General features: G+C 33.2%; 11 protein-coding genes and 2 pseudogenes. 10 read left to right on the top strand and 3 right to left on the bottom strand.

From position 1 onward, the window contains the following. The 5 genes and pseudogenes from BU804_RS04285 to BU804_RS04270 all read left to right on the top strand — a co-directional run. A pseudogene (locus tag BU804_RS04285) lies at nt 1-333 on the top strand (transposase); the annotation flags it as partial. Nucleotides 334-404: 71 nt separating this feature from the next. Next, a complete protein-coding gene (locus BU804_RS17415; protein WP_102135638.1) occupies nt 405-527 on the top strand; it encodes a transposase in 123 nt (40 codons plus the stop codon). 18 nt (nt 528-545) lie between these two features. Further along, complete coding sequence (locus tag BU804_RS17410; protein WP_445082299.1) at nt 546-671, top strand: hypothetical protein; 126 nt, start codon at nt 546-548, stop codon at nt 669-671. Between the two features lie 151 nt (nt 672-822). After that, complete coding sequence (locus BU804_RS17405; protein WP_079988601.1) at nt 823-975, top strand: IS3 family transposase; 153 nt, start codon at nt 823-825, stop codon at nt 973-975. A gap of 109 nt (nt 976-1,084) precedes the next feature. Further along, nucleotides 1,085-1,471 (top strand): integrase core domain-containing protein, encoded by a 387-nt coding sequence (locus tag BU804_RS04270; RefSeq protein WP_075883116.1) that lies wholly within the window; start codon nt 1,085-1,087, stop codon nt 1,469-1,471. 159 nt (nt 1,472-1,630) lie between these two features. Here the strand turns inward: BU804_RS04270 and BU804_RS04265 are convergent, their stop codons facing one another. The 3 genes from BU804_RS04265 to BU804_RS04255 are packed head-to-tail and all read right to left on the bottom strand — an operon-like array spanning nt 1,631 to nt 4,077. Continuing rightward, entirely contained in the window at nt 1,631-2,095 is a 465-nt protein-coding gene (locus BU804_RS04265; protein ID WP_075883115.1) for a GNAT family N-acetyltransferase, read from the bottom strand. A 20-nt stretch (nt 2,096-2,115) separates the two neighbouring features. Next, the gene (sbnA, locus tag BU804_RS04260; RefSeq protein WP_079988600.1) at nt 2,116-3,078 is read right to left on the bottom strand and encodes a 2,3-diaminopropionate biosynthesis protein SbnA; all 963 of its coding nucleotides are present in this window, start codon (nt 3,076-3,078) and stop codon (nt 2,116-2,118) included. A gap of 6 nt (nt 3,079-3,084) precedes the next feature. Beyond that, nucleotides 3,085-4,077 carry a DUF1015 family protein gene (locus BU804_RS04255; protein WP_075883114.1) on the bottom strand — a complete coding sequence of 331 codons (993 nt, stop codon included), beginning with the start codon at nt 4,075-4,077 and terminating at the stop codon, nt 3,085-3,087. Nucleotides 4,078-4,334: 257 nt separating this feature from the next. Between BU804_RS04255 and carA the strand changes: the two genes are divergently transcribed. The 5 genes and pseudogenes from carA to BU804_RS04230 form a co-directional block, all read left to right on the top strand. Beyond that, complete coding sequence (carA, locus tag BU804_RS04250; protein WP_075883113.1) at nt 4,335-5,462, top strand: glutamine-hydrolyzing carbamoyl-phosphate synthase small subunit; 1,128 nt, start codon at nt 4,335-4,337, stop codon at nt 5,460-5,462. Beyond that, complete coding sequence (carB, locus tag BU804_RS04245; protein WP_075883112.1) at nt 5,446-8,673, top strand: carbamoyl-phosphate synthase large subunit; 3,228 nt, start codon at nt 5,446-5,448, stop codon at nt 8,671-8,673. Before carA ends, carB begins: the two co-directional genes overlap by 17 nt. A 23-nt stretch (nt 8,674-8,696) precedes the next feature. Next, nucleotides 8,697-14,432, top strand: a complete 5,736-nt coding sequence (locus BU804_RS04240; protein ID WP_075883111.1) for a non-ribosomal peptide synthetase — start codon at nt 8,697-8,699, stop codon at nt 14,430-14,432. After that, nucleotides 14,429-15,181: a 4'-phosphopantetheinyl transferase family protein gene (locus BU804_RS04235; protein ID WP_075883110.1), complete on the top strand. Its 753-nt coding sequence runs from the start codon at nt 14,429-14,431 to the stop codon at nt 15,179-15,181. Before BU804_RS04240 ends, BU804_RS04235 begins: the two co-directional genes overlap by 4 nt. 122 nt (nt 15,182-15,303) lie before the next feature. Beyond that, nucleotides 15,304-15,561, top strand: a pseudogene (locus BU804_RS04230) (transposase); the annotation flags it as partial. Between the last annotated feature and the right edge of the window lie 150 nt (nt 15,562-15,711).

Below are 15,711 nucleotides of genomic sequence, written 5' to 3'. Positions count from 1 at the left end.
CTCTATTTGCTTATCTTTTGGATAAAAGAGGAGAAATCACAGGAATTGCTTTTATTGATTTTCCATCGATAGATGTTTGCCACAATAAACGCATAAAAAGAAACAAGGTCTTTAAAGGTTTAGCAAAGAGGGGGAAAAACAACTTCAGGGTGGTTTTTCGGGTTTAAATTGCATCTCATGATCAATTAAAGAGGAGAAATTTTGGCTTTTCAGCTAACTCCTGGAAATGTTGCTGATGTTTCTATTGCCGAAACTTTGTCGAAAGGGGTTTTTGGGAAACTATTTGGTGATAAGGGGACTATTTCAAAAGCCTCTTTGCAAGCTCTGCCGAAATATGTCCTGACCTGCCCCCAAAAAATTAATTCATGTTAAGATGGATAAAATTTTAATTAAGGAGCAAAAAAATGCGTAAAAGTCGGTTTTCTGAAGAGCAAATTATTTCTATTTTAAGCGAAATGGAAACTGGGTGTAAATTTCTAGAGCTTTGCCGAAAGCACAATGTGACACCCAATACCTTTTATAAATGAAAAGCTAAATTTGGCGGCATGACAGTTTCGGAAGCCAAGCATCTAAGGGCCTTAGAAGAAGAAAATGCAAAGCTAAAAGCGATGCTTGCGGAAGCGCTATTAGACAATCAAGCCCTTAAGGTTATTATCTCAAAAAAGTGGTAGGCTCACAAGCTTAAAGAGAAGTGGCCGGTTATCTGAAAAAGCGTCTTGAGATAAGCGAAAGAAGAGGCTGTGAACTCATCAAAGTGGCGCGATCGACCATGCATAAAAATCATGCTCGAGAGAACAAAGGCTTAAAAAAGCGTATTTTTAGATTTCTTTAAAGCATCAAAGCTATGGCTATAGAAGAATCGCCGCTCTTCTTAAAAAAGAAAGATGGTCCGCCAATCATAAAAAAGTTTATCGCCTATCCATCGAAGAGTCGTTGAGTTTAAAAAGAAGAGTTAAGAAGAAGTTTGCCAATTGATAGAGAGAACCACTTGAAAAATGTCACCGACCAAATCAAAGATGGGCAATGGATTTTATGTCGGACAGTTTGGCTTCAGGCAAGAAAATCCGAATGCTAACTATTATATATGTTTTTTCAAGAGAATGTCCAAGCGATGGTAGTGGGAACCTCTATGCCAAGCTACCGAGTAATTGAGGGTTTGGATCGTTTGAGCTTGATAAAAGAACTGCCAGAAAGCATCACAGTAGACAATGGGGCTGAGTATACTTCAAAAATTATTCAAAAATGGGTCAAAGAAAAAGGCATCGAACTGAATGATATTCCACCAGGGAAGCCAAGAAAGAATGGCTACATTGAAAGTTTCAATGGAAAAATCAGACAAGAATATTTAGATCAACATTTATTTTTAGACTTACAGGAAGCACAAGAAATTACAGAAGCTTGGAGGATTGAATACAATGAAGAGCAGCCGCCTAAGCTCGCTTGGGTATTCGACTCAAGCGGAATTCACTAGAGAATATTTTCTTAAACAAAAAATGACGGAAAACAATAAAAGTATGGGTTTATCATTGGATTACATTCTTAGGGTAGGTCAATTTTGCCTCTTCTGTCTAAAAAGTAAGCAAATAAAGGAATAAAAAATTAATTTTTGATTAATGATATTATGCGTCACCTACTCGCCATTCAGGATGCCTTGTGTTTGTAATTCATTCTCAAAATATTTTACAAAAAAAGTTTTACAAAGTTTGGGATTTTTTGTATTTGTTCTTACAAATTCTACTGTAAATCCACATTTTTTATAAAATTCAGGTGCCTGGAATGCATTTGTCACCAAATTAATATTATTAAATCCTTTATTTTTGAAATGATTTTCTAAAGTTTCAAGTAATTTTCTTCCATAGCCTCTGCCACGATAAGGTTTATCTACCCAGACATCATCAACATAAATTTCTGAAAATGCAGTGAAGGCATTTAAAATGCCTAATATATTATCTTCGTTATTTCTCAATATTATTGATAATTTCTTATAATTGACGTCGATGCCATGTAAGCTTTCATATTCCACAAAACTTTTTCTCATTTTATTTTCTATATCTGCAGGAAGCTCATTCATAAATTCTATTTTGCAATTTTTCATATGGTAATCCTCACAAACTATTAAGATGTAATATCTGTAAAATTTAATCCAAAATTTTCTTGAATCCAATTGTCATTGTAAATCATGTTTAAATACTTTTGTCCAAAATCTGGTGAAATTCCAACAATTTTGGATCCGGAAGGAATTCGATTTTGATAAACTTGAATACCTTGTAAAACTGTGCCACTTGATCCACCTAAAAATAATCCATGTTTATTTAGCATTATGCGGCACATGATTACAGCATCGCGTTCTTCTATCATTAAAATTTCGTCAATTAGATGTTCATTGACAATTTCAGGACGTCTACTAGTTCCTATTCCAGGAATAAATCTTTTTTTTGAAGGAAATCCAAAAGTGACTGAGCCTACTGTGTCAACAGCAATAATTTTAGTTTGTGGTGCATATTCTTTAAAGAAAGAAGCACAACCCATTAGAGTTCCAGTTGTTCCTGCACCGATAAAAAGATAATCTATTTCAGGTATTGTTTTAAAAATATCTTCAGCTGTTCGAGAATAGTGTGCATAGGGATTGAATTGATTAGCATATTGATTGAGCCAGATGTAGTTGGAATCATTTTTTAATAATTGTTCTATATATTTAATCCGTGAAGCAAGATATCCTCCATTACCATCTTTTTCAGTAATTTTAGTTAAAGTAGCCCCATAAATTTTGATAAGTTTTTCATTTTCAGGAAGAATATTGGGATCTGTAACACAAGTAAACGAATAGCCTTTTTCCTTACAAAGGATACTTAATGCGACTCCTAAATTTCCAGAAGATGATTCAATTATTTTAGTATTAGGTTGAATTTTTCCCGCTTGCTCAAGTGTTTCGATAAGACCCCGCGCTGTCGTTAGCTTTATCGATCCAGCAATGTTTAATCCCTCAAGTTTAATATAAACTTCTGAATGGGGAATAAAATTAGAAAATTTATAGAATATAGGAGGGCTTGCAATTTCACTAATTGATTTGATAATCATGACACCTTATAATGAATATTCTATCATACTGTTAAGAAATTTAGGTTCAAAATAGGTAGAATTAGGTTCTAAAATTTTACCCTCTCTAGCCTTTTCTAATATAATTTCACAAGGGTCAGAAGAAATAACAAATCCGACTTGTTCAACGCTCCGTACGAGATCTTTTAAAGAAGAAATATTACATTCTTCAAATATCATCTTAAGAAGCGGATTATTCGTATAACTTGAAAAATTTAAAATTTTTTTGAGAAAAAATTCTCTAAATATTTCAATTCCTAATCTTTTTTGATCGTTTTTTTGAATAAATTGAGGTCTTAAAGAAAGATTAAACCATTGATTATTAAATAACATTTGAAAATTATGGTTTTTAGTCGGGGGTGCTGAAGGAGTTGCGGTTAGTTTCATTTCAAATAAATGACAAATTCTTTCTAAAAATAAATGAGGTTCTATAGGCAAATGATTCAACAAGATTCCTTTATTGCGTGTATTGACTCCAGGGCCATAAAAAATGGTTGCCATAATTCCAGATTGCTTAGCATCTATTTTATGATGGTTGTGGTAATAATTCAATAGTGCTGAAAGCCGATGATGGCCATCAGCTACGCATAAGGGGCTTGAAAATCGAAAATTTAAATTACTTATATGAGATTTTAATAATCGATGGGTAATTTCCGGTGCTATTTCTCTCTCTTCAACTATTTCAGTTTGAAGAAGAAGATCGGCTATTTTTTTTTCAAAAAAACTATCGTCAGTAATCAATAAAATTGGATTTTTTTGTTTGCGTTCTTTTACCAAATTTTCATAGAGAGCTGGAATCCTATCTTGATAGATTTGTTCATGAGGAACTATATTTCCACTGATAATATTTTCAAAAGGAATGGAACAGACAAGGCCTGTGCTTAAATTTAATTTTTTTTTAACTTGATATAAATAAAAACTCGCTGGAGATTCTTTCCAGGCGTTTTTTATAAAACCTTTAAATGGAAGTGTATTTATCATAATAAATAATATATTTTTGAATAATTTTTAAATTGTGATGTGGATTTTAGCTTGAGAGAAATTTTATGTGAACTAAAAATTTTACTTGTTATTAAATTAATATAGTTGTGATTCCTATCCGCGAAACGCTAATAAACTGTTATTTTATTTTGCATTAAATATTTTTATATGTGAAGATACTCCCGGAAATCAAAGCATTTGGCTTTGTTGAGGTAAAGTAAACTTTAAAATTTTATTTACACTGACTTAAAAAAATCATGATTACTCCCAATTCAATCTTAGTTTTAGATGACGGATCTTATTATCTAGGAAATTTTCTAAGTTCTCAAGGTGAAACAAGGGGAGAATTGTGCTTTAATACTTCAATGACTGGCTACCAAGAGGCAATTAGCGATCCATCTTATTATGGTCAAATTGTGGTCTTTACTTTTCCATATATAGGAAATACTGGAATAAATTCGAAGGATCATGAATCAAACCAAATCCATTTAAAAGGTTTAGTAATTGCCAACGAAATCACAGCCCCCTCCAGCCAACGAAGTGAAAGCCATTTAGCGAAATGGCTGAAAGACTATAACATCGTAGGAATTTGTAACGTTAATACTAGAAATTTGGTAAAAAAAATTAGGGATGCTAGAAGGCCGATTCAATGCATGATAGGATCTTTTAGTGAAAATAAAAAAAAAGACATTATTCATTCGCTGCATATGCAGCTCCAAGATGGGAAGGGACTTTCAGGAGAAAATTATTCTATTCGCGTTCAAAATGACAAAAAGTTATTGTTCCACAATGTTTCAATGAACTCCAAAAAAAAAATCGTCATCTTAGATTTCGGTTTAAAAAAAAGCATTCTCCAAGCGTTTCAATTAGAAGAATTCGAAATAATCCTCTTATCGGGAAATTCGCCTCTAAAGCAAATATTAGATCATCAACCAGCCGGCATTATTCTCTCGAACGGCCCTGGAGATCCAAGATCGACTGTTATCGACAAAAGCTATACCATAAACAAAATCATAGATCTAGAAATTCCTTTATTAGGAATATGCCTAGGATTTCAGTTAATTGGCTTGTCTTTAGGGGGCATGGTCTCACAGTTACCATGCGGTCATCACGGAAGCAATCATCCAGTCTATGATCTAGCCTTAAAAAAAATCTTGATTACTTCTCAAAATCATGAATTTCAACTTCTTTCTGATTCTCTTCCCGCATTTGTCAAACCTTCGCATATATCTCTCTTTGACAATAGTTTAGAAGGATTTACTTTAGAAAAAAAACCTGTGATTGCTGTGCAATTCCATCCTGAAGGAAACCCGGGCCCTAATGATTGCGCTTTTATTTTCAAAAATTTCTTAGATTTAGTTAGACAATATGCCAAAAAGAACTGATATAAAAAATATTCTCATCATTGGATCGGGGCCAATTATTATCGGGCAAGCTTGCGAATTTGACTACGCTGGCACACAGGCCTGTATTGCTCTTAAAGAAGAAGGCTATCGAACAGTATTAATCAATTCAAATCCTGCTTCAATCATGACGGATCCGCATATCGCAGATGTGACTTATATTGAATCCATTACTCTTGAGGTAGTCAAAAAGATTATTCAAAAAGAGAAAATTGACGCTATTTTAACGACTGTCGGTGGACAGATGGGATTAAATTTAGCGTGCGAATTAGACCAAGATAATTTTTTAGAAGAAGCAGGGGTTATACTCATTGGAGCTGACAGGAAAATTATTGAAAGAGCGGAAAATAGAAAGAAATTTCAAGAGTTAATTCAAGAAATTAATTTAGAAACACCCCTTGGATATGAAATAAATGAGTTAGATGATGCTTATGAAATTTTAAATAAAATTAATTTCCCGTTGATCATTCGTTCCTCATTTACTTTGGGTGGAAAAGGGGCTGTTATTGTCAATAATTTTGAAGAATTTGAAACTGCAATTCGAAAAGGACTAAAAATATCTCCTGTTGGAAATGTTTTGATCGAAGAATCCATCATAGGCTGGAAAGAATTCGAATTAGAGCTTATTCGCGATAAAAATGATAATTGCATTGTGATTTGTTCAATCGAAAACGTTGATCCCATGGGAATTCATACTGGAGATAGTATTGCAGTGGCGCCTGCACTTACTCTTACTGATAAAGAATTCCAAATAATGAGAGATCAAGCATTTTTAATCATTAGAGCTGTGGGGGTTGAAACAGGGGGTGCCAATGTACAATTCGCAGTCAATCCTAAAGATGGTCGCTTGGTAGTTATTGAGATGAACCCAAGAGTTTCAAGATCCTCAGCTTTAGCATCAAAAGCAACAGGATATCCTATAGCAAAAATAGCAGCAAAATTGGCTGTAGGTTATACTTTAGATGAAATTTCAAATGAATTAACAGGCAATATTTCAGCAGCATTTGAACCATCCATCGACTATATCGTTACAAAAATCCCTAGATTTGATTTTGAAAAATTTCCAAGTGTGATCGACAGCCTTCATATTTCTATGCAATCTATGGGAGAAGTAATGGCAATTGGAAGATCTTTTCGAGAGTCTTTTCAAAAAGCCATAAGGTCATTAGAAAAAGGTTATGAAGGGCTTAATTTCCCTATTTCTCAAGCATCTGTATACCCTAGGGATTTAATAGAGAAAATTAAAGTTCCTTCTTCATTAAGGTTCTTTTACATTGCGGAAGGCTATAGAAAAGGATTAACTAGTCAGGAAATCAATGAACTCTCAGGATGGGATTTGTGGTTTTTGGAAGAAATTAAAGCCTTAATTGATATAGAAAAATATCTTCAGAGCAAGGGTTTACCTAGAACTAATGAAGAATGGGCATTCGTTAAATCCGCAGGATTTTCAGATAAACGAATTGCTCAACTCACAGGTTCAAGCTTAGAGGATGCGCTTAAAATGCGTCTTCGATATAATTTGTATCCTTCTTGTTTTAGAATTGATAGCTGCGCTGGACAATTTCAAGCTCAAACAAATTACTTGTATTTAACATATCAAAAATATTCGAATTTTGAAAATGAATCAGAAAAGCAAAATTCAAAGCAAAAAAAAATCATTATTTTGGGAAGTGGTCCTAATTGTATAAGCCAAGGAATTGAATTTGATTATTGTTGCGTGCATGCAGCTCAAGCTATAAAAGCACTTCAATATCAAGTGATTATGATCAACTGTAATCCGGAAACAGTTTCTACTGATCATACTATATCAGATAAATTGTATTTTTCACCATTAGTAGAGGAGGAGATAAGCGAAATTATCAGACAAGAAAATACAGATGAAAATCTTTTGGGTGTTATGATCCAGTTTGGAGGGCAAACCTCTTTAAAACACGCCTATTTTCTAACTAAAAATAGTTTTCCACTCATTGGAACACAATATCATTCAATTCATCTAACAGAAGATAGAGACAAATTTCGAGAAATTCTGAAGCAACTTCGAATTAATCAACCCTATAATTTAATCGCTAATGACAGAAAAGCAATTGTAGAAAATGTTCTGAAAATTGGATTCCCTGTGATCTTACGCCCTTCTTATGTCATTGGCGGCAAGGGAATGGAAATTATATCCTCTCTTGAAGATTTAGAACACAGTCGGACTTATCGCATGATCGACTCCTTTAAACCTATTCTAATTGAGAAATATTTGGATGATGCAATAGAGGTTGAAATTGATGCATTATCCGATAAAAACGCAGTTTGTATCGTTGGAGTTGTAGAACATTTTGAAAAAGCAGGGATTCATTCTGGCGATTCTCATTTCTCTTTTCCACCTTTTTCTTTGGATAAAACAAAAATCGAGTTATTAATAAATATTACGAATAATATTTCAAAATACTTAAAAGTAAAAGGATTAATTAATATTCAATTTGCAATTCAATCTGACAAAATATATGTTTTGGAAGTCAATCTTAGAGCCAGTCGAAATATTCCTTTTTTATCAAAAGCTACTCACGTCCCTATTTCTCAGCTTGCTGCCAAAGTTGCATTGGGTTTAACACTTGAAGAGTTAAAAATGCCACAAATACTTAACTTTAAAAATTTCTATTTTAAACAGCCTATTTTTTCTTTTTCAGCGCTTCCTAATGCCAAATATAACTTAGGCCCTGAAATGAGATCGACCGGTGAACAAATGCATATTGGGAAGAATTTTGAGGAAGCTTTTAAAAAATTAACGCTTTCTATGAAAACTAATAAAAGAGATTTTATTTTAATCTATGGCAACATTAATTGTTTAAATCTTATTGAGGAGTTAATCCATAGTTTTTCAAGTCAAGAGATTAAATTTTTTGTTAACTGTGAGGAGAAAGAGTTTGTAAATGAAAAATTGACTCCTTATATTTTGAATGAATCTATTCAATGTTATCTCGATAAAGTATATTTAGTATTGGATCTTACAACCAATAATTTCAGGAAGGAGCTTCGTAGCTATAATGAATTTTATAAAATAATATTAATTGATAACATGGAAATTATTAAGTTGATAATGGGTTTTAAGATAAATGAATTACAAATAGATTTCAAAAGTCTTCAAGAATGGAATGAATCAGAAAAACCTTCCTTTATTTATGATAAAGTTATTCCCACTTGCTAAAGTTGAGTTAAAGGATTTAAAAAATGACTGTCCAAAAAGACCCTAAAAATATCCTAAAAGATGGAAAATTTCCAAGCAATCCCGCAGTACCCATTGAAAGTATAGCAGATTTTCTCGAAAAGCAAGCAAAGCAAAATCCCGACAAAATTGCAGTCATATTCAATAGTGAATATCTTACATATTCTAGTCTTAATTTAAAAATAAACCAACTTGCATATAGTATTTCGCAACATCTCAGCGAAACAAAGACAGTCGTTTGCATTGCCTTAGATAGATCAATTGATTTAGTGATATGCATTCTTGCTACTTTAAAAGCAGGTGGAACGTATGTTCCTTTAGATCTTCATCATCCCAAACAAAGACACAAATACATTATAAATGATTGTCGCCCTACTCTTTTGATAACATCGAAAAATTTAAAAGAACATTTTAATGAATTTGAATGTAAACAATTTTATTATAGTCTATCTGAAGAAGTACCCTGTGACTTAAAAAAAAGTGCACGTCTGCCTCATATTTTTCCTGATCAGCTTGCCTACATCTTGTATACATCAGGATCGACAGGGCAGCCTAAAGGTGTCATGATCTCTCATAAAAGCTTAATCAATTTTTTAAAAAGTTTCACTGATTTAGTTTCTTTGAAAAAAACAGATCGTTTTTTATCTGTTACAACACCTTCTTTTGATATTTCAATGCTTGAGTATCTTGGTCCTTTAATTACAGGGGGAACTTTGATACTAGCTTCTCATGATATTACTAATCAAGGAAGTTGCCTTTTAGTACTTTTAGAAAAACAAAAAACAAACATCATGCAAGCGACGCCCATCACGTGGCAAATTCTCTTGGAAGCAGGCTGGTATCCCATTCCCGATTTTAGAGTCTTGTGTGGAGGAGAGCCCTTACCTGCGAAACTCTTTAAAAAATTGCTAACCTATTCGATTAGGTTATGGAATTTATATGGACCAACTGAGACAACTATTTGGTCTACCTTTGCAGAATATACTTCTAAAGATAGCAATAAAGAGATTGCCATAGGATTTCCAATACCAAATACGCAAGTCATATTAGTTGCACATGAAGATTCGAGAAAAACAGAATTATGCATTTCAGGATCGGGCGTTGCTTTGGGATATTGGAATCGGCCTGATTTAACAGCAGAAAAATTTATCCCCAATTCTTATTCTTCCTCTTCATTGCATCAACGAATGTACTGTACGGGAGATACAGCAACAAAGCTAGAAGATGGTTCTTTAAAGTATATTGGTAGATTGGACAATCAAGTGAAAATTCGAGGTTATAGAGTCGAATTAGAAGAAATCGAATCTTATCTCAACAACCACAATGACATTACATGTGCAATTGTTCAAGCTGAGCTCACACATCAGAATTACCATAAACTTGTCGCCTACGTTATCCCTAAAAATAAACAATTTCAAAAGAAGATTTTTATCAAAGAAATTAAAAATTTCCTTGTGAAGAATCTACCTGAATATATGGTTCCTCAACAATATAAGTTTATTGAGCAATTTCCCTTAACATTCAATGGTAAAGTGGATCGAAAGAGAATTGTAGAAGCTTTGGAAATACAAGAAGTAGATACTAAACCACTTGAAATTCCCTCTTCTTTTTTAGAAGAATTATTAACAAAAATATATCAAGAGGAATTACAAATAGAAGATCTAGGGGTTGAGGATGATCTATTTGGATTTGGACTTGATTCTTTGAGCTGTTTAAAAATCACAATTAAGCTAAAATTCCATCAGTTTGATGTGAATGAACGCACACTATTCTCGTGCAATACAATTAAAAAACTTGCCAAATATATTGAAGAAAAAACATATAAGACTTCCACAACTCCTTTAAGCATTCTGAAACATAGCGAAAAAGCAGCTCTCGCATCTTTTTCTCAGCAGCGTTTATGGTTAATGGATCATCTTCTGCCTTCTAAAGGACTCTATAACCTCGCTTATGCCTTTCGCATCAAGGGATATTTTAGCTATTTAAAGTTTGAAAATACGATCAAATGTCTTATCTCTAGGCATGAAACCTTTAGAACTATTTTTCTAGAAAAAGAGGGAGAAGTTTTTCAACAGGTTCTACCGGAAGAAAATTTTCCTCTAAATATTGAAAAATATTCAATTAAGGATACACTCGATGTAGATGTAGAGCAGCTCCTTGCTGAGCAAGCAAAGAGGCCTTTCATTTTATCATCCGCCCCTCTTTTTAGAATCTGCCTTATTAACTTGAATTCTAAAGATCACATTGTTTCTTTTGTCATTCATCACATTCTCATCGATGAATGGTCTCTTGGAATATTTTTTGATGAATTTAAAAAAATTTATTTGGATGAAAATAATTTTAGCAATCTCCCTCCTTTGAATATTCAAAATATCGATTTTAGCATTGCACAAAGAAAGTACGTAGAAAGTAAACAATTATTAGCTCAATCTGAGTTTTGGCAGAAACAATTAGAAGACATTATTCAGGAACCATTAATTCATACCAATCGCAAACGCACAGAAAATGGTGGTTATCATACTGCACAGTTTACCCATTTGATCCCCACCTCTTTATTTTCTTCTTTACAAAAGATAGCAGACCAAGCAAAAGTGACATTATTTATGACTTTAGCTTCTGTATTAAGTGTCTTTTTATACCGTTATTCCAATAGCCCAAATAATGTTATTGGAACTCCGATAGCCAATAGACATTATCCTGAAGTTAAAAACCTCATTGGTTTTCTCGTCAATATGGTTGCTCTTAAATCTACGTTCACAGATCAAATGAGTTTTGCGGAAGTCTTATCACAAATGCGCACAACAGTCTTAGATGCGTATGAAAATCAAGATCTTCCTTTTGAGCATGTCGTTAATAGCTTGAATATTAAACACAATTTGGGAATTCACCCTATTTTCCAAATTGTTTTAATTTTACAAAATTCTGATCAAAAACTTTCATTGACAGGATTGGATATTGAAGAGATTGAGGTTGAAAAAAAATTTAATAATCCCTCAGCTTTTGATTTAACATTATGGGCTAGGGAAAAAAAAGAAGGTTTAGAGTTGAGGTTTGAATACGCTGAAGAACTTTACGAGAAAGAGACAATTCAGTGGTTTGGCAAGTATCTTGAAAATATTATCGAAGCAGTCGTAGCTAATCCTAGAGAAAAAATTAATAATATTTCACTTTTTTCTCTTTCACAGCTTACTGAATCTATCCATAAAGGATCTGAGAACTCTTTTATTCCTGATGATGGCGTCATTGAACGGCTTAAAAAATATGCAGAGAGCCATTCCTCAAAAATATGCGTTATTTTTAAAGATCATTACATAACATATGGCGTGATTTTACAACAGGTTAATTTTTTAGCGGAACATTTGAGCTCTTATGCCATTGAACTGGAAGATCCCATTTGCGTCTTAGGCGAACGTAATATCGAATTCCTAATTTCGATTCTCGCGATTTTAAAAATTGGTGCAACTTACGTTCCAATCGATCCTAAATTACCGAAAGAGCGTATCCAAAATATATTAATTAGTTGTCGTCCATGCTTGATTCTTACGAATTCCGAACTTAAAAATCTATGCGAGGAACTAGTTTCCAATGGAATCCCTATCAGGACAATTGACAAACTATTGCAAACTCCTTTAAGACAAAAGTTTACCCATAAAAACCATCTTTATCCTTCTAATCGGCTTTCATATATCATTTTTACATCAGGATCCACAGGAAATCCAAAGGGAGCTATGGTTGAACATTATGGAATGCTCAACCATTTATATGCTAAAATCAATGACTTACAACTCACTTCTAATGATATTATTGCTCAGACAGCTACCCAAGCTTTTGACATTTCAATATGGCAATTTTTAGTCGGCATTTTTATAGGTGCTTCGACCTGGATTTGCCCTACAGAAGAATTTTGGGACTCGCACCAATTTTTACTATCTTTAAAGAAGCATTGTATTACCATTGCACAGACGGTACCAAGTCATATCGTGATGCTCTTGGATACCGTCCAGAACTCTTCTAAATTAATATATGGCTTATCCCTTCGCTATCTTATTTCCACAGGAGAGCCATTACATGCTTCTTTAGTTATTAGATGGTTCAAATCATTTGTGAATATATCGATTGTAAATGCTTATGGACCAACGGAATGTTCTGATGATGTCACACATTATCAATTGATGAAGGAAGAAAAAAAACTAAACGATGTGATCCCTATCTCTGGAGTAGTAAACAATGTTATGCTTTATTTTCTTGACCCTTTCTATAGTTTCACTCCTTATGGAGCAAGTGCAGAATTATGTATTGGGGGGCCAGCGGTTGGCAGAGGCTACCTAAATGATCCTGAAAAAACCGCTATCACTTTTTTACCCGATCCCTTTTTTTCCTTGCATGGGTCTCGCATGTACCTAACCGGAGATCTTGTCCGTGTTAATTTTGCTGGCGACATTTTATTCTTAGGAAGAATAGATTCTCAAGTGAAAATTCGAGGCTACCGCATAGAACTTGAAGATATCGAAGAGCACTTAGAAAGCCATCCTAGAGTTAAACGAGCTAAAGCTGTTCTATTAAATTCTTCTGAAAATAAAAATAAAATTATTGCATATCTTGTATGTGATTTTTGCCTTACTCTTAAGCAAGATCAACAAGCTTTTGCATTTGAAATTCGCGAGTTCCTCTCCAATAAATTACCTTCTTACATGATACCCTCTTATTTTATTTTTATTGATAATTTTCCTCTAAATATCAATGGTAAGATAGACCACAAAAAACTTCCAGTTCCAAATAGTAGAGTTGATAAAGAAGATGATACGCCACCTCGTAACCATACAGAACATTTACTACTGTCCTTGATTAGAAAATTGCTTAAAGTCAATAAAGTTGGAATCTTTGACAATTTTTTTGATTTAGGGGCAAATTCATTGCTTGCGATTACTTTGTCTTCTGAAATTAAAAAGCACTTTAATCGTTCAATTTCTATCATTGATGTTTTTAAATATCCAACAATAGTTGAATTAGCTAAAAGTATTCATATCCAAAATGTTGAGAATAATTCAATTCATAAAATTCATTCAGGTAGTTCTTCCTCACCCATTCTATTTCTGATGCATGCTTCCGATGGATTAACATTTGCTTATTCTCATTTAGCTTCTTGTGATTTTGAATTTTCAATTTATAGCCTTAAAAATCCTCGATTCGGGCAGGGAGGCTCACAATTTTTCACTCTTGAAGAAATGGCTCATTATTATATGAATCAAATACGAAAAGTACAACCACATGGCCCTTACTATTTAGGAGGATGGTCTTTTGGGGGGTGCTTAGCATTTGAGATAGCAGCACAATTAGAAAATCTGAATGAGACGATTGAGCATGTATTTTTAATAGATAGTTTTGTAGATTCTGCAGTTTCTGATAGTATTGATCAGAGCACAATTGATGAGATACTCGAGAATTATGGCATTAAGATAGGCAGTACAGAAAATAAGTTATTTTCTGATGAAATGATAAATAATCACTTTTTATTAACTAAATATCAACCAAAATTTAGAGAATTTAATGTCACTTTATTAAAAGCCGTGTATTCTACAAGCCATTTTCCTTCTATTGATCCTTATAATGGCTGGAGGCATTTAGTAAAAAACCTAAACTGGGTAGAGCTTCCTGCTTGCCACTACGATGTGTTTTCTGTAAAAAAGAGTTTGGAAATTATTGTAAAAAATTTAACTCAAATTATTAAAACAAACGCATGATAAAAAAAGTAGAAACACCAACATTTAAACTGTCTTCAAACAATATTCACGTCTGGACGAGTCATCTTAAAACCCTTACTCATACATCTTTGCTTGATGATGGCTTCCTTTTATTAGAAGAAAAATTAAGAAAGATGCGATTTGCAACTCAATGGTTAAAAGAAAAATTTTTATATTCTCATGTAATATTACGGTTGCTTATATCTAAATATTTGCAAGTTCCTCTTTCAGAAATCAGGTATAAATATGGAATGTATGATAAACCTTTTTTTAATTTGAAAGGTAAAACTTTTATTTTCAATATGTCTCATTCTAACGAATGGGTAGCTTATGGATTTTCTATAACTAGCAATATAGGGATTGATATTGAAGAATATGCTAAGGAATTTTCTGTAATTGAGCTGAGTCGTGCTGTATTTAATCAAGATGAGCAAAAGCATCTCATGACAATTAACTCAGGCAAGAGAAAAGCATATTTTTTACGTATATGGACAGCGAAAGAAGCTTTTCTGAAAATGCTTGGAATAGGAATAGGTGATTTTCTTGGATCTATTTATTTTGATAATAATTGGAATGCTTTTTTACCAGGAATGGCCTATCATCAGAAGAACTATGCTATAACAGGAAAAATACAACATGTTATCCATAAGCAACATATTGTATCTGTTTCATTTAGTACAGTTCCAGATGTTATTATTTATCAGGAGCTTAAAGATGTGAAAGATCTTTTCACTCGGAGTTATGGATAAGAACGTATAGTGTAAGTCCTCATGACTCTATAATTTTTACTTTAAACAGTTGACATTGCCTCGCAAAAAAGGTCCAACAGAAAGTAGAAAATCATGTTATCCTTTAAAAAAAGGGAAACAGTATGAAAAAAAGATTCACAGAAGAACAAATCATTAAAATCCTAAAAGGAGTTGACTCTAAAATACCTCTTGCAGAAGTTTGTCGCAAGCACGGAGTCAGCACAGCTTCTTATTATAAATGGAAAGCAAAGTTTAGTGGGATGGATGTTTCCGAAGCTCAACGATTAAGGAGCCTTGAATCTGAAAATACTAAGTTTAAAAGACTTGTTGCTGACCAAGCTTTAGATATTGTGGCTTTAAAGGATGTCTTGTCAAAAAAGTGGTAAGCCCAGAGCTGCTAAGCGACTTTGTGCTAAATGGATGCTAGAAAACAATCGATTGAGCCAAAGACGGGCTTTTAAATTGTTGGATTTCATCGATCAGTTGGGCGATAGTTATAGAAAAGGCAAGGAAATGAACAAGAGAAAGCA

The sequence above is a fragment of the Candidatus Protochlamydia sp. W-9 genome, assembly GCF_001950615.1.
Taxonomy (GTDB): domain Bacteria; phylum Chlamydiota; class Chlamydiia; order Chlamydiales; family Parachlamydiaceae; genus Protochlamydia; species Protochlamydia amoebophila.
The sequence above is the reverse complement of the archived record's forward strand: the minus strand, read 5'-3'. Positions and strand labels throughout refer to the sequence as shown.